This is a genomic window from Sinorhizobium sp. CCBAU 05631, assembly GCF_002288505.1.
GTDB classification, from domain to species: domain Bacteria; phylum Pseudomonadota; class Alphaproteobacteria; order Rhizobiales; family Rhizobiaceae; genus Sinorhizobium; species Sinorhizobium fredii_C.
This window is the reverse complement of the sequence record NZ_CP023065.1, coordinates 439,398-460,433: the sequence shown is the minus strand read 5'-3', so window position 1 is coordinate 460,433 and position 21,036 is coordinate 439,398. Positions and strand designations below refer to the sequence as shown.

Annotated in this window: 12 protein-coding genes and 11 pseudogenes; 12 read left to right on the top strand and 11 right to left on the bottom strand. The window is 59.6% G+C overall.

Annotation, left to right across the window (positions count from 1 at the left end):
* Window positions 1–18: 18 nt before the first annotated feature.
* The 3 genes and pseudogenes from SS05631_RS28875 to SS05631_RS28865 form a co-directional block, all read left to right on the top strand.
* Window positions 19–669: pseudogene (locus SS05631_RS28875) on the top strand (hypothetical protein); the annotation flags it as partial.
* A 10-nt stretch (window positions 670–679) separates the two neighbouring features.
* Window positions 680–1,177, top strand: coding sequence for a UPF0262 family protein (locus tag SS05631_RS28870; protein ID WP_037427571.1), 498 nt, complete (start codon window positions 680–682; stop codon window positions 1,175–1,177).
* Between the two features lie 205 nt (window positions 1,178–1,382).
* A pseudogene (locus tag SS05631_RS28865) lies at window positions 1,383–2,507 on the top strand (Glu/Leu/Phe/Val dehydrogenase dimerization domain-containing protein); the annotation flags it as partial.
* Window positions 2,508–3,369: 862 nt separating this feature from the next.
* Here the strand turns inward: SS05631_RS28865 and SS05631_RS28860 are convergent.
* Window positions 3,370–4,173: pseudogene (locus SS05631_RS28860) on the bottom strand (adenosine kinase); the annotation flags it as partial.
* A 39-nt stretch (window positions 4,174–4,212) separates the two neighbouring features.
* Between SS05631_RS28860 and SS05631_RS28855 the strand changes: the two are divergent.
* A pseudogene (locus SS05631_RS28855) lies at window positions 4,213–4,444 on the top strand (DUF6429 family protein).
* On the opposite strand, the pseudogene SS05631_RS28850 reads toward SS05631_RS28855, so the two are convergent.
* Window positions 4,425–4,743 (bottom strand): annotated as a pseudogene (locus SS05631_RS28850) (transposase domain-containing protein); the annotation flags it as partial. The pseudogenes SS05631_RS28855 and SS05631_RS28850 overlap by 20 nt on opposite strands.
* 343 nt (window positions 4,744–5,086) lie before the next feature.
* Between SS05631_RS28850 and SS05631_RS28845 the strand changes: the two are divergent.
* Window positions 5,087–6,220, top strand: coding sequence for a transposase family protein (locus SS05631_RS28845; RefSeq protein ID WP_245369175.1), 1,134 nt, complete (start codon window positions 5,087–5,089; stop codon window positions 6,218–6,220).
* A 38-nt stretch (window positions 6,221–6,258) separates the two neighbouring features.
* On the opposite strand, the pseudogene SS05631_RS28840 reads toward SS05631_RS28845, so the two are convergent.
* Window positions 6,259–7,528 (bottom strand): annotated as a pseudogene (locus SS05631_RS28840) (IS66 family transposase); the annotation flags it as partial.
* A gap of 195 nt (window positions 7,529–7,723) precedes the next feature.
* Here SS05631_RS28840 and SS05631_RS28835 point away from each other — a divergent pair.
* The 4 genes from SS05631_RS28835 to SS05631_RS32295 all read left to right on the top strand — a co-directional run bounded on the left by SS05631_RS28835 (window position 7,724) and on the right by SS05631_RS32295 (window position 12,492).
* Window positions 7,724–8,830 (top strand): IS110 family transposase, encoded by a 1,107-nt coding sequence (locus tag SS05631_RS28835; RefSeq protein WP_037427548.1) that lies wholly within the window; start codon window positions 7,724–7,726, stop codon window positions 8,828–8,830.
* Between the two features lie 803 nt (window positions 8,831–9,633).
* Window positions 9,634–10,095 carry a helix-turn-helix domain-containing protein gene (locus SS05631_RS28830; RefSeq protein WP_037427550.1) on the top strand — a complete coding sequence of 154 codons (462 nt, stop codon included), beginning with the start codon at window positions 9,634–9,636 and terminating at the stop codon, window positions 10,093–10,095.
* Window positions 10,096–10,387: 292 nt separating this feature from the next.
* Complete coding sequence (locus SS05631_RS28825) at window positions 10,388–12,019, top strand: recombinase family protein (protein ID WP_244412473.1); 1,632 nt, start codon at window positions 10,388–10,390, stop codon at window positions 12,017–12,019.
* Window positions 12,016–12,492 (top strand): hypothetical protein, encoded by a 477-nt coding sequence (locus tag SS05631_RS32295; protein WP_244412475.1) that lies wholly within the window; start codon window positions 12,016–12,018, stop codon window positions 12,490–12,492. Before SS05631_RS28825 ends, SS05631_RS32295 begins: the two co-directional genes overlap by 4 nt.
* 99 nt (window positions 12,493–12,591) lie before the next feature.
* Here the strand turns inward: SS05631_RS32295 and SS05631_RS32290 are convergent, their stop codons facing one another.
* From SS05631_RS32290 to SS05631_RS28815, 4 genes and pseudogenes are all read right to left on the bottom strand, one after another.
* Window positions 12,592–13,659: a hypothetical protein gene (locus SS05631_RS32290; protein WP_037427654.1), complete on the bottom strand. Its 1,068-nt coding sequence runs from the start codon at window positions 13,657–13,659 to the stop codon at window positions 12,592–12,594.
* A gap of 154 nt (window positions 13,660–13,813) precedes the next feature.
* Window positions 13,814–14,185, bottom strand: a pseudogene (locus tag SS05631_RS32285) (recombinase family protein); the annotation flags it as partial.
* 92 nt (window positions 14,186–14,277) lie between these two features.
* Entirely contained in the window at window positions 14,278–14,487 is a 210-nt protein-coding gene (locus SS05631_RS32280; RefSeq protein WP_244412481.1) for a recombinase family protein, read from the bottom strand.
* Window positions 14,488–14,689: 202 nt separating this feature from the next.
* Window positions 14,690–16,204 (bottom strand): ISNCY family transposase, encoded by a 1,515-nt coding sequence (locus SS05631_RS28815; protein ID WP_095678139.1) that lies wholly within the window; start codon window positions 16,202–16,204, stop codon window positions 14,690–14,692.
* Window positions 16,205–16,388: 184 nt separating this feature from the next.
* Between SS05631_RS28815 and SS05631_RS28810 the strand changes: the two are divergent.
* A pseudogene (locus tag SS05631_RS28810) lies at window positions 16,389–17,422 on the top strand (IS110 family transposase).
* A 141-nt stretch (window positions 17,423–17,563) separates the two neighbouring features.
* Here the strand turns inward: SS05631_RS28810 and SS05631_RS31210 are convergent.
* The 4 genes and pseudogenes from SS05631_RS31210 to SS05631_RS28790 all read right to left on the bottom strand — a co-directional run bounded on the left by SS05631_RS31210 (window position 17,564) and on the right by SS05631_RS28790 (window position 18,882).
* Window positions 17,564–17,881 (bottom strand): recombinase family protein, encoded by a 318-nt coding sequence (locus SS05631_RS31210; protein ID WP_157748004.1) that lies wholly within the window; start codon window positions 17,879–17,881, stop codon window positions 17,564–17,566.
* Window positions 17,859–18,044 (bottom strand): hypothetical protein, encoded by a 186-nt coding sequence (locus tag SS05631_RS31555; protein ID WP_172900208.1) that lies wholly within the window; start codon window positions 18,042–18,044, stop codon window positions 17,859–17,861. The genes SS05631_RS31210 and SS05631_RS31555 overlap by 23 nt, the downstream gene beginning before the upstream one ends.
* A gap of 308 nt (window positions 18,045–18,352) precedes the next feature.
* Window positions 18,353–18,511: pseudogene (tnpB, locus tag SS05631_RS32275) on the bottom strand (IS66 family insertion sequence element accessory protein TnpB); the annotation flags it as partial.
* The gene (locus SS05631_RS28790; RefSeq protein WP_037427807.1) at window positions 18,508–18,882 is read right to left on the bottom strand and encodes a transposase; all 375 of its coding nucleotides are present in this window, start codon (window positions 18,880–18,882) and stop codon (window positions 18,508–18,510) included. The gene SS05631_RS28790 and the pseudogene tnpB, both read right to left, overlap by 4 nt.
* 92 nt (window positions 18,883–18,974) lie before the next feature.
* Here SS05631_RS28790 and SS05631_RS32270 point away from each other — a divergent pair.
* Both SS05631_RS32270 and SS05631_RS28780 read left to right on the top strand, forming a co-directional pair.
* A pseudogene (locus SS05631_RS32270) lies at window positions 18,975–19,247 on the top strand (aminotransferase class I/II-fold pyridoxal phosphate-dependent enzyme); the annotation flags it as partial.
* 396 nt (window positions 19,248–19,643) lie between these two features.
* Window positions 19,644–20,668: pseudogene (locus tag SS05631_RS28780) on the top strand (LLM class flavin-dependent oxidoreductase).
* Window positions 20,669–21,036: the final 368 nt, after the last annotated feature.

Below are 21,036 nucleotides of genomic sequence, written 5' to 3'. Positions count from 1 at the left end.
CCAACACGCCGGCGCAGTGCTGCTGTCGCCAGGGACATGCTTGAGCGGGCTGGCGTCGAGGCGAGCGAGATCGACGAGGTGATCCTCGGCCAGGTTCTGCCGGCGGGCGAGGGCCAGAACCCCGCGCGCCAAGCGGCGATGAAAGCGGGCATCCCGCAGGAAGCCACCGCCTGCGGCGTCAACCAGCTCTGCGGGTCGGTCCGTCGCGCCGTGGCGCTCGGCATACAGCAGATCGCGACCGGCGACGCGAACATCATCGTTGAGTCGATGTTCATGGCACTCCACTGCGCGCACCCGCGCAACGGCACCAAGATGGGCGACATGAAGATGATCGACACGATGATCAAGGACGGCCTGACGGTCGCCTTCCATCGCTATCACATGGGCATCGCTGCCGAGAACGTCGCCCGCCAGTATCAACGATCCGTGAGGAGCAGGACGCTTCGCCTTGCTTGGCAGAAGACGGCGGAAGCGGCACAGAGGGCAGGGCGGTTTCGCCGACGAGATCTTTCCGGCTCCATCGCCATCGGCCATCCGATCGGCGCATCGGGTGCCCGCGTGCTGAACACGCTGCTCTTGGAGATGAAGCGCCGATCGGCCAAGAAGGGCCTTGCCACGCTCTGCATCGGCGGCGGTATGGGCATCGCACTGTGCGTGGAAGCGATGTGAGGAGTGTATAATGACCGGCGCCGAGTTCCGTCTCTGCGATGTCACGCTGGACTGCTCGTTCAAAACCCGCGACCAGCGAGTTGAACGCGAACAGGCGCTCGCGGTCGTCGACCTCCTTGAGACGAACACCTTCATGCCTGTGGGCCATGACGGCGGCCCGTATCGCCTCAAGATCGCGACGGCCGACGGCCGGTTGGCATTTCATATCGCCGACGATAAGAGAGTGCATGTCGTCAGCCACTATCTTTCGCTCGCCCCTTTCCGCAGGCTGCTCAAGGACTACACGCGCATTTGCGAGAGCTATTACGAGGCCATATGCCGCTCCGGGCCCGAGCGGCTGCAGGCGATCGACATGGGGCGACGTGGCATTCACGACGAGGCTGCCGAGCTACTGAGGGAGCGTCTCTCCGCCAAAGTTGACATCGACAAAGATACAGCACGTCGGTTGTTCACGCTGATTTACGCGCTGCTCGCTCGCAATGTCTGCCATCAGATCTCTTTGAATTGAACAGCTATGCGATCTACGCCCACAAGCGGGCGGATTGGTCAGCGTTCATCATAGGAGGAAGCACAACGTGTATGCAATATCACAGCATCCGAGTCCCCGGCAAGACACAATCTCAATGCAGCGCTCCTCAGGCTGTTACAGGTGCTTGATGCAAACGAACTCTGCTGGCTTTCTTGAAAGCGTCGACCATAACTTCCGCCACGCCATGTCGTTCCTTGATCTGCCGGAGGGATTAGCCGAGGGCATTATCCAATGCAACTCAACCTACACGGTGCGCTTCGTGTGCGCCTGCGCGGTCGCATGTACAGCTTCATCGGCTGGCGCTCGGTGCACAGTGAGCACTGCGAACCGCTCAAGGCGGGATCCGGTATGCATCCAATGCCGATGCTGAGGAGGTCGAGGCGCTTGCTGCGCTGGTGACGCTGAAATGCTCGCTCGTCGATGTGCCGTTAGGTGGCTCCAAGGGAGCCTTGAAGATCGACCCGCGTGAATGGACGCCGCAGGAACTGGACAAGCGCGGCCTGATCGGTCCGGGCGTGAATGTTCCGGCTCCCGACATCGGCACGGGCGAGCGGGAGATGCCCTTGATGATGGACGAATTCCGTCGCGCCAATCCGGCCGATGTCGTCAACCCGCGCGCTTGCGTCACCGGAAAGCCGCTGTCGAAAGGCGCCTCCGCCTTTGTACAGGGGCCCGGCAATGTCGGCTATCACGCCGCCAAGTTCTTGTTCGAAGAGGATGGCGAACGCGTGACCGTTGTTGCTGAACGTGACGGGTATGTCGCCAATCCGGGAGGCCTATCCATTGAGGCACTTGAGCAACATCAGGTCCGAACCGGCAGCATTCTTGGCATTGAAGGTGCCAAATCCTACGCTGGCAACATGACCGGCGTCGAACAGCCCTGCGACCTTCTGCTTCCAGCGGCGATGGAGAATGCCATTCATGCTGAAAACGCGGGGCGCATAAACGCACATCTTGTCGTCGAAGCCGCCAATGGCCCCGTCACATTCGAGGCGGACAAGATCCTTCGCTCTCAGGGCGTAACTATTCTTCCCGATCTTTATGTGAATGTCGGCGGTGTCGTTGCCAGTTACTTTGAGTGGGCGAGAAACCTGACACACATCCCCTTCGGGCTCATGGAGCGGCGGCGGCGGGAACGACGCAACCACACGATCACTTCGGCGCTCGAGCGGATAACAGGCAAGGAGTTCCCCCGCAGATACGCGACGAATTCCTCGAAGGCGGCGCCGAAATCGACCTCGTTCGTTCCCGGCTGGAAGACGTCATGCGCAGCACCTGGGCGCGCATTGCCGACCTGGTGGGACAGCAAGAAACCGCTCCAAGTCGTTCCTGTATCATCAGATATGCCTAATGAGTGAACGGTGGCCCCTGCGAACACTCCGCAGGGGCCAACCTTATCTGTGCCGACGAGGCGAGCATCCCGATGCAGTTCAGGAAAAGTCCTGTCCAGACTTCGAAGTTGTTCGGGCGACCTGGAAGCTGTTTCCTTCTGACCGGGCATTGCGGATCGCTCCATCATAAACGCTCCTCGCCTTCAACGGCTGACGGGGCGCTTGCATGCAGAGGAAGACCGACAACGGCCACACCGTGGAGCGCCTCATCAACAGACGAAAAGACCGGACAGATCTGCGGTTGGCTGCGCTTGAGACGGAAAAGCCGTAGACCCGACCGGCCCAGTCGATCTGATCGCGGCGCAATCGTCGAGAGCTATCCCGAGCGCCAGCGACTGTTCTTCGGCCAAAGCGGCGAGGGGAGCGCGATTCAATTGCCATGGTGAACGAGGCTGCTCGACATAACTGCCAAATTTATACGGCGTCGAACCTCTGGGCTGTCTCACCGACGTGATCACGAGAATTGCCAACGTGCACTCCAACAGGCAGTTCATAATAACTGGATCTGCCTCCACGGGATAATGTGGCTCGCAAGATCCTGTCTGGTGGAAAAGCCGTGCGCGCCCGCAAGTTGGGGGTGTTCAGAGCTCTCTTATAGCTTTAGAGAACTTGTTTGTAGCCCTCCGCCTCGCCAGAACGTGCCCATAGCACAATAGCTGGACTCTAGGTTCCCAGCCGAAACGGAATGGACGCCCGATCGCATTGCTCCGGAAAAACTGCCCACCGGATGAGGCGGTCGTCCTGCACTTCACAAGCAGGAAAACGGCAGCGTTGCCGTCACTACGGCAGGCCCGACCGCTCAGCCTCGCGGCGCAGGCTTTGCCACGGGCGCGGCCCGATCTGCTGAATAACCACCGCTGCAGCCAGCGAGCCCAGGTTGCCGCACTCTTTGAGGCTTCGTCCGTTCGTGTAGCCGTAGAGAAAGCCGGCGGCATAGAGGTCTCCGGCGCCCGTCGGTCTTTGATCTGCATCGCGTCGATAATTACTGTCTCATTGCCGCACACGACCACTGATCCCTCCTCTGAACGCGTGACGGCGGCGATTTTGCAATCCTTGCGGATAGCAGCGACTGCTTCCTCGAGGGAAGCACCCTGGTAGAGTGATTTGATCTCCTCGCGGTTGGCAAAGACGATGTTGACGCTGCCGGATCGCCTCAGTTCGAGGAACTCGTCGCGATAACGATCGACACAGAAGGAATCCGATTAGATACTTCCCGGTCGGCTGCGCTTGCCAACGTGGCAGTTGCCGGATCGCCTCCTTCGCGCGCCTTGTGTCCCACAGGTAGGCCTCGAAATGGGTAACCTTGGCGCCGCAGACCTTGTCGGCCTCGACATCCTCAGGGCCGAATTTGCTGCAAGCGCCAAGATAGGTGTTCATGGAGCGCTCACCGTCCGGTGTGACAAAGATCATCGAGCGGGCGGTCGGCGGCTCGGTTTTCAGCGGCTTGGTATCGAATGCGACGCCCTGCGGACGGATGTCGCGGATGTAGACTTCGCCGAGCCGATCGCTGGACACCTTGCCGAAGAAAGCGGCACGTCCGCCAAACTTCGCCACGCCCACGGCCGTGTTGCCGGCGCTGCCGCCCCGCAGGATTTTGGGCGCCGCGCGTGGTAACGTCGGTTGATGGAGATCGATGAGGACAAGATCGACGATGCCGTTTTGGCGCTGTTATGGCTGACGCTGAATACGAACAATGTGCCTGGAAGGGCTTCGACCGGACAACGGACGGATCGACTTCACAAGAAGGGCATGATGGGCGACCCGGTCAACAAGTCGAGGTCATTATCCTGACCATGAAGGCTTGGAGCGTTCGGAAGCATCGTTCCGGGAGCTGTTTACGCGACCGCCGCAATAGCCGTCCCTTTTTGCGACTTCCATTGCCAAGGCAGCAGTTCGTGCAGGCGGGAAATGGGAAGATCGGCGATGCGGGCGAACACATCGGCGAGCCACGCCTTTGGGTCGACGTCGTTGAGACGGCAGGTCGTGATGGCGGCACGATCGGCCCTACGCTGGGAACCGGCGAAGGTCCAGTTTCGACGCCGAGTGCAATTCCTCTCAGAGAGCGCGCTCGGCCGAATTGTTCGTGAGACAAATACGGCCATCTTCCAGGAAACCGGCAAAGCCATCCCAGCGCTTCAGCATGTAATCGATCGGCTCGTGTCAAGCGAATCGAAGAATTGACCCCGCATTGCCTCAAGCAAAATGTTACCGATAGTGTTGATGCTCCCGATGGGATGGCCATGGTTCGCTGTTCCGGCTCGGGGGATGGATGGCACGGCGGATCAGCATGGCGACACGGACGGAACTGGTCGAGGCGATCATCGAACGATATCGATCGAGCTGTCGGGCGGACAAGCAAAGGATCCTAGATGAGTTCGTCGCAGTTACCGGATATCACCGCAAGCATGCGATCCGAGTGCTCCGCCCTAGTGAGAGCGAGCCGCCTTGCGCTCGGCAATATGCTGTCAGGTATGGTCCCGAGGTTCGGGAAGCGCTGGTGGCTCTGTGGGAAGCATCCGATCGCCTCTGCTCGAAACGCCTGAAGCCGCTGATCCCGATTTTGCTGCCAGCTCTTGAGCGTCACGGCCGGCTCGATCTGAGTACCGAGCTTCGCGATAAGCTACTGACCGTCAGTGCGGCGACGATGGACCGGTTGCTGTCAGAGATACGTGTGGTGGCGCGCGGTGGCCGGCGTCGGCGCGCTGGAATGAGTTCTGCTGCTCGCCGGTCGGTCCCGGTGCGCACCTTCGGGGACTGGAACGATCCGCTGCCCGGTTATGTCGAGGTCGACTTCGTGGCTCATTCGGGGACCTCTTCGTCCGGTAGTTTCGTGCAGACGATGGTGCTAACCGATATCGCTACGGGCTGGACCGAGTGCGTGCCAGTCCGCACGCGCGAAAGCGGTCTCGTTATCGCTGCCCTCAATCAGGCCCGCTCGCTGTTTCCATTCCCGCTGCAGGGCGTGGACTTCGACAACGATAGCGCCTTCATGAACGAACGTGTGGTCTGCTGGTGCCGAAGTCAGGGGTTGGAGGTGACCCGTTCGCGAGCGTATCGAAAGAACGATCAGGCTTGGGTCGAGCAGAAGAACGGCGCGATCGTGCGACGGCTGGTCGGTTACGGAAGGCTCGTCGGCGCGGAGGCGACGGTTGTCCTTGGGCGTCTCTACGACGTGGTACGTCTGCATGGCAACCTGTTCCAACCTTCGTTTAAGTTGCGGGAGAAGACACGGATCGGCGCTCGTGTCATCAAACGCTACCATCCGCCCGTGCCGCCTGTTGCGCGGGTGCTGGCCCATTCCGGTGTGGCCGAGGCCGACAAGGAGCGGCTGCAGGCGATGTTGGAAAGGGAAGATCCGGTGATGCTGTTTGCCGGAATTCGTGCCGCACAGGAGGAGCTCGGAAAGCGGGTCGATCGCCGTGGCTTGAATGCCGGGACCGAAGAACCGCTCGCCATCGATCTGCAGCGATTCACCGTGAGCATGGCCGTCAAGGCTTGGCGCATGGAAATAGCCGGGCAGATCATACTCGATGGCGACTGGATGAAGCGCGCGCCCGTATCTCCTCCCGCCGCGGCGGGAGGAGATACGGGCCATCTCAATGCCCCCAACTTCAGTAACATTCCTGGGTGAGGCAATAGGGGGGGTCAGTTTTTCATTTCGCCCGACAGCTCGATCACCTCGGACGATCTGCTGAGCGTGGCGCGCTCCCGTTTCAGCCACGCGTGCATGTCATCGAACAGCGGCTTGCTCTTTTGCTGCCGGGCGCCAACCGGTCTGCGGCGCTCAATCCATTGATCTCGCGTTCGATCTCAAACAGCGCACGTACCGTTGGACGGCCTCCAGGGCGATCGGCGAGATCGGCTTGCCCTTGCGTTTGCGGTCGCGGGCATTTTTCTGGATGTCGGCCAGTTCAAAGAATTTGCGCTGCGCATGCGCATGGCAAAAGGCGAAGGTGATCGGTACCGCTTTCTTTTCGGCGACCCTGAGCGGCTCGAAGCAATGCCGCCATATTCGGCCAGGTGCTTCTGCGGATGCTCGCCGCGGCGATCGCTCGACGCATAGTATATGGCCGCCGGCGCTGCCGCGCCGCCGTAGGACCGGTCATCGCGCACGTAGGTCCATATTCGCCCGGTCGTGCATTTGTCTTTGGCCTGAATGGGGATTGTGGTGTCATCGCCAAAAGCCGCTCGGCCGCGAAGGCATGCGTCTCGATCAGATCAAAGATCGGCAGGAGCGCGGCCGTTCCATACCCGACCTGGTCGGCCAGCGTCGAGGTCGAAAGCTCGATGCCCTCGCGTTTGAACCGGGTGCTCTGGCGGTTGAGAGGGCTATGCATTCCAAACTTATCGGACAGGATCGTCGCCAGCAGATGAGGACCGATGAAGACGCACGGCGTGGCATGGAACGGCGCCGGCGGCTGGCTGATCGCCTCGCAGTCACGGCAGGTAAATTTCTCCCGCACCGTCTCGATCACTTTGAACCGACGCGGAATCTCTTCCAGCGTCTCGGTGACGTCTTCGCCCAGCTTGGAAAGCCGTGATCCACCGCAGCATGCGCAAGTGGCCGGGGGATCTATCACCACGTGCTCGCGCTCGATATCTTCCGGCCACGGCTTTCGGGCGGCCGTTTGCGCGTGAACGAACGCACGCTCGAGGTCTTGGCGGCAGCCGCCTGCGCTGCGGCTTCATCCTCCGTCGCCGCCATCACCAGTTCTTCGAGCTGCAATTCCATCTGGTCGATCAGACGCGTCGTGCGCTCAGATCGCTTTCCACGTAGTTCGCGCTTCAGCTTTTCGATCGCCAGCTCCGGACTGGCAATCCAGGCCTCACTGTCGGACAGCATGGCCTGCGCATTGGCGGCTTGCGCCACCGCAATATCCCGCTCGGCGACGACGATATCGCGCTCGACAACAACGACATCACGTTAAGCCTGCAACATCTCACGCTAGGAAAGCAGCGCCAGATAGGCGCTCGCAAGGTTCGCAGAAATCCCGGACAACAAATAAGACAATTGCGCCGGGGAGATCGCGACCGCGCCGCCCTCCATATTCGGCCAGATGACATGGCCTTTTCCCACCCGGGATCGCATCCTGGGTGTCCGGGCGTGGACCCGGCGAGGAAGGAGGAGAATGCTATGCAAGAGATTTGTGCTTTCGTTGGTCTCGACGTGCACAAGGAGACAATTTTTGTCGCGGTGGCGGACGCTGGGCGAGCGGGTGAGGTTCGACATGTCGGCACGATCAAGAACGATCCGACAGCAATCGGCAAGCTCGCTCGGAGTCTGGCGCGTCGACATCGTGGCATCGAGTTCGTCTACGAGGCTGGGTCATGCGGCTACAACGTTCAGCGTCAACTCTCGGCAATGGGGATGATCTGCAGAGTGTGCGCCCCTTCGTTGACGCCCCGAAAGCCGGGCGAGCGGATCAAGAATGACCGGCGCGACGCTATCGGTCTAGCACGTCTGCATCGGGCCGGTGAGCTCACCTATGTCTGGGTGCCGGACGCGCTTCATGAAGCACTGCGCGACCTGGTACGGGCCCGACACGCAGCCTGCCAAGATGTCCGCCGGGACCGCATCCGCATCCAGGCGTTCATGCTTCGTTGCGACTTGCGCTTCGAAGGTAAGGCTTGGAGTCGCCGACACCGGATGTGGCTCTGCAACAGAATGTTCGCCCATCCGGCGCACCAGATCGCGTTCCAGACCTACCTTAACGCGCTCGAGCATAATGAGGCCCGCAAGGCAGGAATCGAGCAGCAAATCCGAGAAGTGATCACCGACTCCCCGTGGGCTAAGCAGATGCAGGCTCTGCAAGCATTGAAGGGCGTCGGTCCAATCGTCGCCGCCACTGTGCTCGCGGAGGTCGGAGACTTCTCCCGTTTTGCTCATCCGCGGCAGCTCGTTGCCTACTTCGGCCTCGCTCCCGGCGAGCACAGCAGCGGCGGTACCGTAAGGCGGCGCGGCATTACCAAGGCCGGCAGCTCGATTGCACGGGCGGTATTATGTGAAGCCGCCTGGAGTTATCGGACGACACCGAAGGTCGGGCAGTGGATGAAAGAGCATTGCCCGCCAGTTTCACAAGATATCGCTGCTCTGGCTTGGAAGGCCCAGCTACGCCTTCATAAGACGTACAGGAAGCTAACCGCGCGCGGTAAACGCTCGGTTGTCGCGACCGCTGCAGTTGCGCGGGAGCTGCTCGGGTTCATCTGGTCCATCGGCCAGCGCGTCCCGCTCGGCGCGTGATCGACCACGCATCCTACGATCCGCATCAGCGAGGACGCCGATCGCGGTAGAGGGAATCCTCGAATTTATCTTGGACAGCCGTGTCGCCTACGTCCGTGGCCAGAGCGAGGCAGCCCTCCGACGCACCGTCATCATGGGGTAACTAATCCCCGCATAGGAGTCTGAGCGACCGTCGAGAACACTCGGCGTCCTCACCCATCCGGATCGTATGCATCAAAATATCCCCGCCCCCCAAAGGAGCGGTCGAGAAGCTGTGCTCAAGATAGTTGACAAAGGCCATAGGAGATGAAGCGGCCGCGCTCGAGCTTCTTGTACCTCACAAAGGAATGCAGCCTCTACCAACGCAGATCAGCAGTTAGTACGGGTAACGCATCCGTTTCATCCACTATTTCCCATGCAGTTGCCGTGTGTCGGCAGACGCTATAACCGGCATGGTGAGCGTCTTTTGCTGCAGACCGAGGATGCCACCGTTTGGTCGGTTCCCCCGCAATGGACTGACCTTGTCAGCCCAGATCCTGAAGTCGTCATGGGCAACGGACGATCGCTCTTGCGTGTCGTCGACTTAATGGAATTGGCCGCCCTGGTAGAGCGCCTTTCCAGCACACGATGCCGTGCAAGGATGTAAAGATAAATATGCCGCTTATGTAAAGTTGATTATGCCGCGTGGATCACATTTGTGAGGAATTGCACCCGGAATTACGAGGAATGCGCGGTGATAAACCACAGGGCTTGCCTTGACGAGGCAGTAAAATGCGTCATAATTGATCTTACGATAACGTCGCTTCATGTCCTCGGAGCCATTGATGTCTGCGAAGTACGACAGCAAGCGCACAAAGACGGATGCCCTCATGGAAGAGGGCACGTTCAATCCAACCCCGGAGAAGGTGCGCGATCCAAAGTTTCGGGGCAGCGAGTTCTTCGATCCGCACGACGCCGTGCAGGTCAAATACGAGATGCTGCGTCGCGTCTCCATCGACAAGGTGTCGGTGACGGAGGCTTCCGACGAGTACGGTGTTTCCAGGCCGACCTACTACCAGGCCAAGGTGAACTTCGACATGGCCGGGATTGCCGGACTGGTGCCGACAAAGCCGGGGCCCCGCGGTCCCCACAAGATCGACGACAAAGTCCTGGCATTTCTGCAGGCGCAGCTCGCCCCAGGAGAACCCGTTCGCGCCCGGGAACTTGCCAAGCTGCTCCGCCAGGAACTCGATATCGAGCTTCATCCCAGATCGATCGAGCGGGTTCTAAAAAAAAGCGGCAGGTAAACATTGCCGCGACGGCGGCATGCCCGATCCAACCGTCGACCATCGCGTCCCAGTACGAGGTATTGCGCAAGGCTGCTCTCGGCGCAGCGCTGCCGCTTATGGCTCGTAGCGGCCTGATGCTCTTTCTGCGCCGGGGCATGTGGGGATGGGCTCAGGCGCTGGCCGCAACAGCAATCACCCCGCGAGAGCAGAATTACCCATCGTCATTTGCTTGGCCGCTGCACCGCGGACACAGCGCCGTCGTTCACGTCCTTGCGACAATCGCCATGAGCATCAACGATCGGAGATCACGATGAATGTACATCTCAAAGTCCAGCCTCATCACCTCGAACGCGGCGCCTACCTGTACATCCGCCAGTCTTCCATGCGGCAAGTCGTTGAGAACGTCGAGAGCGCCAGGCGGCAATATGCGCTTCGGGGGCGCGCTGTCGCCCTCGGCTGGCGCGACGAGCAGATTATCGTCATCGACAACGATCAGGGAGAGTCCGGTGCATCAGCCGCCTGGCGTGAAGGGTTCCAGCGCCTGGTAAGCGACGTCGGCATGGGGCATGCCGGGATCGTTATGGGCCTGGAAGTCTCTCGTCTCGCGCGTAACAATGCCGACTGGCAGCGTTTGCTGGAGATTTGCGCCCTTGCCGATACACTCATCCTCGACGAAGACGGCGTCTATGATCCGGCAAGTTTCAACGACCGGCTCCTGCTTGGCCTCAAGGGAACAATGAGTGAGGCCGAGCTGCATGTGATCAAGGCCCGGCTACGCGGCGGCATTCTCAATAAGGTGCGGCGCGGCGAGTTTCGTTGCCTCCTGCCGACCGGGCTGGTCTATGACCATTTCGGCAATGTGACGCTTGATCCAGACGTGCAAGTCAGAGAAACGATCATTCATTTCTTTGAGATGTTCTCTCGCCTCGGGTCCGCCTCCCAGACCGTCAAGGTCTTTCGCAATGAAGGCCTATTGTTTCCGTCGCGCCTACACAACGGCGACACGCTGTTTCGGCCGCTGACCGCGTCGACGGCGATGCGCGTCCTGAACAATCCGCGCTACGCTGGCGCCTATACCTACGGCCGACGACAGTTTCGACGCACCATCGACGGCAAGAGGACTTTGCGTGCGCGCGACATTGATGATTGGCCGGCCTGCATTCCCGATGCTCATCCCGGCTATATCAGCTGGGAGCGACATCAGGAGAATCTGAGAATCCTCAAGGCGAACGGCCGTGGATTTGAAGCGGCACGAGCTTCAATCCCAAGGGAGGGACCGGCACTGCTGCAGGGCCGGGCCGTGTGTGGGCAATGCGGGAGCCATCTTAGGGTTCGCTATGCGGCCCGGCGTGGCCGGCAGGAAGCCTGGTATATTTGTAATCGTGCCCGTATTTATCGTGGGGAGCCTATGTGTCAGTCGATCGCCGGGCCTCCCGTCGATGAAGCCATCGGCATGCTGATTGCTGAGCAGATGACGCCGGCGGCCGTCGAACTCGCTCTCGAAGTCCGCAAGGAGATCCAAGCCCGGCATGAAGAAGCAGACCGGCTGCGCTGTCGCGCGATCGAACGCGCCCAAACGGAGGCCGATCTCGCTCAGCGCCGCTTCATGCTGGTCGATCCTAATAACCGCCTCGTCGCCGACACGCTCGAAGGTGAATGGAACGGGAAGCTTCGCACACTGGCCAGTGCCCGCGAAGAGCGCGAACGTGGCAGAGAGCACGATCAATTCATCCTCGATAAAGCTGTCCACGAGCGGTTGGTCGCAATGACGGCCGACTTCAACGAGCTCTGGAAAGATCCGGATACCCCAAGCCGCGAACGCAAGCGACTGATGGCCCACATCATCGAGGACGTCACTCTCTTAAAGCTGCCGGCGGAAGGAACCACCAGGCTTCACAAGTTCGCTTCAAGGGTGGCAAAATCCAGACGGTCACCACCATGAACCCAAAATCCTCCGCTCAGCAGATCAAGACAAAGCCCAGTATCGTTGAACTGATCGATAAGCTTCTCGATGATTACATTTACCCCGAGATCGCCGAGATTCTGAACGAGCAGGGTCATCGCCCAGGTGGAACGGCACGTCGTGGCTGCCATAATGCCCGCTTTACACCTCTCAAAGTCGCCTATCTCATCCACGAATATAAGCTGCGATCACGATATGATCGACTGCGACAGCGGGGAATGCTGACAAGACAGGAAGCGGCAGTGCACCTCAACATCAGCGAGCAAACCGTCGCCAGATGGGCCAAGTATGGCCTCGTCACCAGACATGCCTACAACGGGCACTACAGCCTATACGAAATGCCCGATGGAGACCTGCCGCAAAAGCAATGCAGCCGATGGAACCAACTTGAAGATCGCGCTGCTGCGCACCGACAAAGTCAAGAACATCAACTGGCGAGGAAAGAGGTGTAGTATGAACGCCGATCGTTCGTGAACAGGCAGGCGCCTTGCCCGTCGTGCCAGATCACCTTGATCAGCCCACCACAGTGCGTTTCATAATGCATCCCTCTGTTAGAGTCCGGGCAATCGAACAACCTTATCGTATTGATAATCCTCGTAAAACTTTGGCCGGCGATCAGCTACACCCTGCACCCCTATCCGGACGGCCTCTGAGGTTAGCGCTTCGACCGGGACCATCCACTGTGAGCCCGGCAAGATTTGAGTTGCGGGCAAGATTCCCTTCTTCGCAAGGCTCTTCGCCGATCCGACACAGATGCCGAGTCTCTCGGCCGCCTTCGTCAGACTAATCATCGGCACGTCCACTTTGGCGGCATCATATTCGGGAATTCCCAGGCGCTCGCGCATTTCGCGAACACGCACGGTCGTCCAGCTCTCGCCATCACCTGTCTTGCAAAGCATCCGATTGAGGGACACCGCGAGTTCCCGATCTGGCCAATGTCCGCCCAGTTCTCGTAACGCCTCGACGGCCGTTGGTGCGAGCTCGGCAGGATATCTTCCGGTCTTAACGCGCGCCACGCGCACCTCGGTGTGCCGACCGCCGGTCCAATGGATCAAGAGCACCGCCTCGTTCGTCGCATCATCGAGATCGCAAATAATCTCCTGAACCAGGATGTGGATGAGCCGCTGCTTTGTTCGCGTATCAGTGGAGGGCGCATTCCATACGGTCGGCAAATCCTGGGCAAGCTGCAGGAGCCGACCACGATCGATGACTGGTCGCGCCGCTGACAGTGCGGACAGTTCCTTGATCTTGCGCTCAAGCACGCCTACACGCTCCAAGGCATCATTCCATCGGGCCTCCAGTTCGCGTGCAACATGCCGCTTGGCCGGATCAACAAGCTCATACCTGCGACTGGCCAGCAACGCCTCGTAGCGTGCGCCCTCAAGGTCCCGCTCAATTGCTGCGATGATATCTCTTTGAGACCGCTCGACCTGATCCGAGGCGAAGATCGCGGCCTCGACGGCGCGGTCCGACACCGCCTCCAAAATCTGCATGGCCACGGCGCGATCCACCCTCACGCCACCAATGCCGATACAAAGGCCGACGCCTACATGAGCATCGTCGCCGCGACACTGGTAGCGGTGCGCGTTGCCTTTTGCGCTGCCGTAGAAGACGCGCATTCATTCGGCCACAGCGACCGCATCGCATCAGTCCCGTTAGCAAGGCACGGCCGCCGCGTGCTGATTTGCGATCGCAATTCTTCTTCATGTGCGCGTTCTCGGCCAGAAGTTTGTGGTTCTCCTCATACTCCCGCCAGGTAATGTAACCTCGATGATTGTCACGCAGCAGCACGCTCCATTCATCCCTGGGCTTGCGCAGCCCGTTAGCCTTGCGAGCCCGACCATCGACGATCAGTGTTCGCTGTGCTCGTCGTCCGAAGGCATAGGCGCCCGCGTAGAGCGGATTGTGAAGGATCTGCATGACGCTATGATAGGCTGGTGCTTTCCAGACGAGTTTGCAGACGTCGACATTGCGCAAGACGACGGGCATCTTGATATCCGCCGACCGCAGCCACAGAAAGACCTGGCGACCACTCCCCAACTCCCGGAATTTGGCAAAGACGAGCCTGATCGTCTCAGCCACATGTTCGTCCGGATCAATCTCGATTTTGCCCGCCTCACTCCAGCAGAAACCCGGAGGCAGCATGAAGCGGAACTCCCCGCGTCTCGCCTTCGAATCACGCGCGGCGATACCGCGCTGACGCATCAAGCTAAGCTCCTATTCCGACATCGTGCCCTTCAGCCCAAGCAGCAGACGATCATTGACGAGTCGCGGATCGTAGGCGCCATCCGGGTCGATCCCCATGTGCCGGCCAGCGCGCAGAGGTCGATTAGATGATGCCAGTCCCGCCCATTGCGCGCCAGGCGCGACGCTTCGATGCAATAGACCGCTCCAACATTGCCGGAGCAGACCTGTGCCACAAGCCGTTCGAATCCAGGCCGTTCCATACTGCCAGACCCAGAACGGCCGAGGTCGTCTGTAGAGCGACAATCTGGCTGAGATCACGTATTGCCGCACGTAATGATGCTCCCCGAGATTCGCACGTTGCCTCATTCATTTTGTTCCCGCGTTGGGGCGAAGGAGGCCGGGCGCGGAGATGGTAGGGGTTTCGCAGCGCCTGGCCTCCTTCGCGAGCGCCACGGCGTCGCCTCAGTGTGGCCTTGCGATCTGCTGGGCCGGCAGCTCCTTGTTCAAGGTGCCAAACAGCAACGCATCCGCCTGTTCGCTGCGCCAGACCTTCAGCCGGCGCTGAAGTGTTCGAAGCAGTTTGTCGGGGTAATCGCCGGGATACTCGGCCTGCAGTCGCGACAGAAGTTCACTGCCGGTTCGCCATGGTTCGGCTTCGAACCAACTTCGCAAGTCGGCAGTCGCCTTAACGAGAGGGTCAGGACGCCGCCGTCCTCTCTTGGCTTTCACAATCGGGCGATCCGTCGGCCGGGTAGCTCCGTCCTTCCAGGCCGTCCGCAAACTCGCCAGGAAAAGGTCGATCGGCTGAGTTATCCCGTCAGAGCGCATGGCGGGCGGAGTGTCGGCAAGCGCAGCAAGTCGCTCCTGCAGGGCACGAATATCGCGCAATAGCAGGACAGGATCGAGCCGGGCGTAGATTTCCTGCAGACAGCAGCGGACTGCATCTGACGTGCGAGCGTCGGCAACCAGACGCTGATGCGGCGTGGCTGGCGGACTATACGTCTTGCGCACACGAGCGCCGTCGCGCTGCTTCGAGATTAACTTGAACGATGGTTGAAAGAAGTTCACGAACAGCCGCGCTGATCGGTAGAGCTTCGCTAGCAACGCGGCGGCCTCCAGCCCCTCGAACCGACGATATCCGACCATCCTGCGCACCACGGCGCCATTCTTCTGCTCGACAAAGGCCTGGTCGTTCTTGCGGTAGGGGCGGCAGCGCGTGAAGACGATGTTGGCGGCGTCACAGTAGGCCTTCAGCGTCTCGTTCATGAAGACCGTGTCGTTGTCCGTATCCAGGCCGAGAAGCGCGAAGGGCAGTTGCTTGCGCAATTCTGTGAGGACACTGCTCAACAGCGTCTGTTCGCGAACCAGCAGCGGCGCACATTCCGTCCAGCCAGTCGCGATGTCGGTGAGCACAAGGGTTTGGATGAAGCTGCCGCGAGCCGAAGGGCCGCAATGGGCGACGAGATCCGCCTCAACGAAGCCTGGCGCCGGATCGTCCCAATCCGCCGACGTCCTAATGGGAATGCTCCGTCGCAGGGCGTGCGCCGCGGGCCGGCGTCGAGAACGTCCCAAGCCCTCTCGGACAGGGCCCAGCGTCCTGTCGATCGTAGCCGCGCTCATCGCCAGCAATTTGCCGCGGATCTCAGGCGCGAGGTTAAAATGACCGTGCCGTTCCATCGCCTCGACAAGGACGGGCAGCAACGCCTTCAGCCGCTTCCCGCAGACCCGATCAGACGCCTCCCACAGCAATATGAGCGCATTGCGTTCCGCTTCATCATAAACCCGCGGCCGCGCTCGCCGACCTGTAGGCGCTCTCTCGTGACACCGCAGCAGCCGCATCGCGTGTTTTCGGTGAAAGCCCGTGACGACGACGAACTCATCCAGAATTCTCGCCTTCTCCGCTCGCGTCGAAACACGATAACGCTCCGAAACTGCCGCCGTCAGTTCTTTCCTCGTCGCCATGCTCAGCTGTCCCATAGTCGCCCCTGGTCATCCCTCGGTAGGGAGCAAATTATGTGAGGCAACGGTTGAATATTCAGGAACAGTTTGGACGAGGCAATGCGCGTCTCATCTTGGTTGATGAGGTGGAACGACCCGCTACCACAGCATCAACGTGCTAACGTGGTCGTTGTTTTGAACGCCACAAAGTAGGAGCCGTTCCGTGAAGCAAGTTATCACTATCGGGTTGGATTTGGCCAAGCAGATTTTTCAGGCTCATGGCGCCGACGCTGAGGGCTCTCCACTCTTCACCCGAAGGCTGCGCCGCGCCGAGGTGCTGCGTTTCTTTGAGAAGCAGCCCCCATGTTTGGTTGGTATCGAAGCCTGCAGCGGTTCGCACTACTGGGCGCGGGAGATCGGCGCACTCGGCCACGAGGTACGTTTGATTCCGCCGGCCTATGTCAAACCGTTCGTCAAACGGGGAAGACGGATGCAGCCGACGCTGAGGCGATTAGTGAGGCAGTGACGCGCAAGACGATGCGCTTCGTTCCGGTGAAATCCCCCGAACAGCAGGCGGCGGCGATGGTCTTGAAGACACGCGCCCTTCTGGTTCGTCAGCAAACTCAGACGATCAACGCGCTACGTGCTCACCTGTCCGAACTGGGAATCATTGCCGGCATCGGCACGGCGAAAATTGCAAGCCTGATCGCGATCGTGCGTGATGAAACCGATGCGCGTCTCCCGAACGCGGCCCGCTTCGCTTTGACGGCAATTGCGGATCAAATCGACGCGCTGGCGCTGCAGATCAACAAACTCGAGCGAGAGCTTGTCGCCGAAGTGAAGCATGACGAAGACATGCGGCGGCTGGCCACAATCCCTGGCGTCGGAGCCATTACGTCGGCCTCCATCAAGGCGCTTGTCCCAGACCCGGGTGGGTTCAAATCCGGGCGCCATTTCGCCGCATGGCTGGGATTAACGCCGAGATCCCATTCGAGCGGAGGCAAGGAGCGATTGGGCAAAATATCGAAGATGGGCAATCCCGAGCTTCGCACTCTGCTCGTCGCCGGTGCAACCTCGGTCCTGCGACATGCAAGAGGCAACCACAAAGCCCCACGGTGGCTAGTCGCACTGTTAGCGCGACGGCCTTTCAAGGTCGTTGCGATCGCGCTCGCCAACAAAATGGCGCGGATCATCTGGGCGCTCCTGACCAAGGGCGGAACATATCGCGGTCTCGAGAGCAGTGCGGCCAGCTCATAAGCTGACAACGAACATCACGAACTGCGCGGCACGGTAGCCGCCAGTGGCAAGGTGCACAAACAAGCGATGATTCCACAACGGGACGAAATCCCGAGGCGAGAGAGGCCAGCGCGACATTGCGCTTCGAGCGCGTTTGGTTGATCAGTCACTCGTTTCGCGGACTTCATCGAGGCCAGCGGTCCACAGAACCGCGCTGATAGGCCGGACATATGACCGCACCGTTCCCGCGGGATGAATCGCTGAAAAATGCCCTTGCCAAGCGGGTCGTTCCACATATGTCGCGCTGCAGTCGTCATCGATTACGGTCACTGACGCAAAGCCGGTTGTTGCGGCGGCTCCAGCCAAATCGTACTGCCGGCGCTGGCTTTCGAGATTGCCTGTCACTTGCGCCATGGTTGACTGACGGACATAGACCACAGCGGCGCGACCAAGATGGTCAGACGTGATCTTCGCGTTCATCTGCGCCTCCCGTCTTCGCCGTCCTGTTCACCTCCAAAGCTTCCAGCAGAAGATCCGCCAGTGCTTCCACCAACCCTTTGACGTTCTTGACCGGAACCTGAAGATTTTGGCGCTCCAGCTGTAAGACGAACTGGTCGCGATTTTGATGTCGCCTGCTTCGCATCACCCTTCTCCTTCTTCCTTGAAGGATGGGATCTTGCGCCTCTTGCCCGAGTCGCGCCGAATGATGCTAAGGCGGCAATATTAAGGCCATCGATGCTGATCTCGGGTGGTCCAAGCCTCATCCCGCCGCAATAGCGCTCGTCGAACATCCAGTTCGGCAACTCACGGGAAAGATCGGGCCGCTCATTTGTATAGATCGACATCAAGCTTTTGCCGCGCCTATACGGCGAGACCTGCACCTTGCTCCCGAACAGCGGATGCCAAGGATATGCGATCGTCGCAAAACGAAAACCGTATGCAGAATGTCGGTAGTCGGCCGCTCCGGCCGCGAAACGCGAAGACTGCACCTCCCGTCGGCTTCTGGCGCAGCACATCCTGCGCAAGCGCAGCCAAACCTTCCACCCCTTTGCTCATGTCCGTGGCTCCGCAGGCGAGATACACTCGAACACCGGTTCCTGGTCCAATCATGCTGCTTCAACCGCCCGGATCAGCCGAGTCAGAACGGCGGCATCGACGCCACTGTCGAAGCGAAGGCTGCGCCCATCGTTCAACCGCAACTCGATCATTGCAGGCACGCGCGCAACCTCCTCACGCACGAGCGGGGCGCCGTGAATGGCGGACGTGTCTACGGGAAGGAAGACCGTATCGGCCGTGGACGACAACAAACCCTTCTTCTTCAGCTCATGCCGCCAGGCGTAAATCTGCTGCCGGCTCACATCGTGCCGATGGGCAACCTCAGTGACCGCCGCACCGTCGAGCCCAATCGACATGACAATGTCGAGCTTCTTCTCGTCACTCCAACGCCGCCGCCGTTCCTGACCAAGAATTTCGACACGCATCTCATACCTCGCCTAAGACACGTCGCTAACGACGTCGCTAATGACGTGTCTTAGGCCATCAAGGCGCTATCCGGCAGGCGGTGCCAATCGGGCGGTTACGTGTGAACTTCGCCTTGTCGCAACTTGGTTTCTCTGTAACACCCTCGCATACGAACTTCTTGCTGGTCCGTGTGCCTTCAGGACGAGACGGCACCTGGTGGCAAACCTGCTTGCAGCGCAAGAGGATACTGGTGGCCGTCCCTCCTGATGAAGGTCTGGAAGATTGCATTCGTGTCAGCATCGGGACAAAACCGCAAATGGATGCGTTTCTTGCAGCTGTCGAGGATATCTTGGAAGCAGAGACGTCTCGAAGATCGGCCGTATAGCAGCTTCAGGCACTGCTCTTTTGCGTGTGGTAACACACCTTTGCAACACGACAGAAAGACAACGGCTCCAAGAGTGATTTCCCGCAGAGGCGACCACCCTATCAATCCGGTGAAGGAGACTGAACTGCCTACGCTTGCCCGTGTTGTGGGGCAAAGCGTTCCTTCATTCAGCAACGACCTGGGCAGACCGCTCGGCCAGCGGTTTCGTACGCAGGAGCACTGAGAGAGCTGGTGAGCAATATCCCGAGGACGTGCGCGAATGCCGGCCGCTTCAACGATCTGGCGTCCGCGCAACGCAAAGGCAGATTCAGCGTGAGTGGTGATGTTCGGTCGAGAAATGCCCCTTCGCGTGGATCGGGGCCAGGCGTTCCCGGGAACAAAATCGGAGACAGTTTCATGAGAAAAGCCCTTCCTTCAAAACTTGCCTTCGGCATATTCGACCATTTGGACGAGGACGGTAGTGATGATATTGCACGACAATACGCAGACCGCCTCAGCCTAGCGGAAGCGTGTGATCGGCTCGGCTTTTATGCTTACCACCTGGCGGAGCACCATTGTTCGCCGCATGGAAGGTGCCCATCGCCGAATCTGTTCCTTTCGAGTGTCGCGCAGCGCACCCGCCAACTTCGTCTTGGCCGCCTTGTCATGCTGCTTAGTCTTTGTCATCCGCTGCGTGCGTTTGAGGAGATCTGCATGCTTGACCAATTGAGCGGCGGTAGGGCCGAGTTAGGCATCGGACGCGGCTCTCTTTCGATCGAGCTAGGCTACTTCGGGATTGATGCGGACGCGGTTCAGGAACGTTATCTCCAAGCCAGCGAAATCTTGATGGAGGCGATGAGGGGCGGCACTCTTTCCTACCGTGGCCAACATTTTGAGCTGAACAATGTCCCTTTGACACTAAGGCCTCACCAACGCCCGCACCCGCCGACTCAACAAACCGAGCCGAATCTGCACGCTGGGCTGCTGCAAACGGAGCAAATATCGCGTGTGTAGGACCCGCCTCGATTGTTCGCAAGATTACTAAGGCCTACCGTTCCGAGGGAGAACGCAACACTGACACGAACAACCAAGCGTCATTTCTCGGATTGCTGCGCATGATTGTGGTCGGTCAGTCCGCAAATAATGCATATTCGCTCGCCGCTCCTGCTTTCGAACGATGGCTTAAAAGTTTTAAATTCCTGTACGACCTGAATGCGATCCCAGTTCCCCCAAATCTGCCCCTGACCTTCGATGCAGCTATCGAGAGTGAACTGTGCGTTGTGGGAACGGCGGCTTCTGTGCGACAGGCTCTACTTGATCAGTTGGAGGAGGCGGGTGCCAACTACCTCCTTTGTCAGGTCGCGTTTGGGGATCTGCCTTTGGATGCTTCGTTGTACACCGCAATGACCATTCAATCCGAATTGCTGGATCGAGTTGGCTGAGTACGATGGTGCTGGACGAAGGCAGGTATGTGAAAAGGCGACTCCTTCGCTGCTAGCGCGTGTCGCAGGCGTGAGATATGTGTCACTCACTCAACACCGTGCCCCGCTCGTTTAGTCAGAAATCCAAAGTCTTAACCGGTTTATCCACCGAAACACCGCGGCCCCTCCTGCTACGACAAGGTAGAGACGGACGACCTGATGGAGGACAACGAAGGGGACCCCGACGCCAAGCGACAAAGCAATGAGGCTGATCTCGGCGACATTTCCCGGCGAGTAGGCGAGCATGAGAGCCGTGAACCGGTCTCCTGTAAGGAAGGATATAACGCCCGCCACGGCTAGCGTCACCGACAGAAGCAGGATTGTTGACC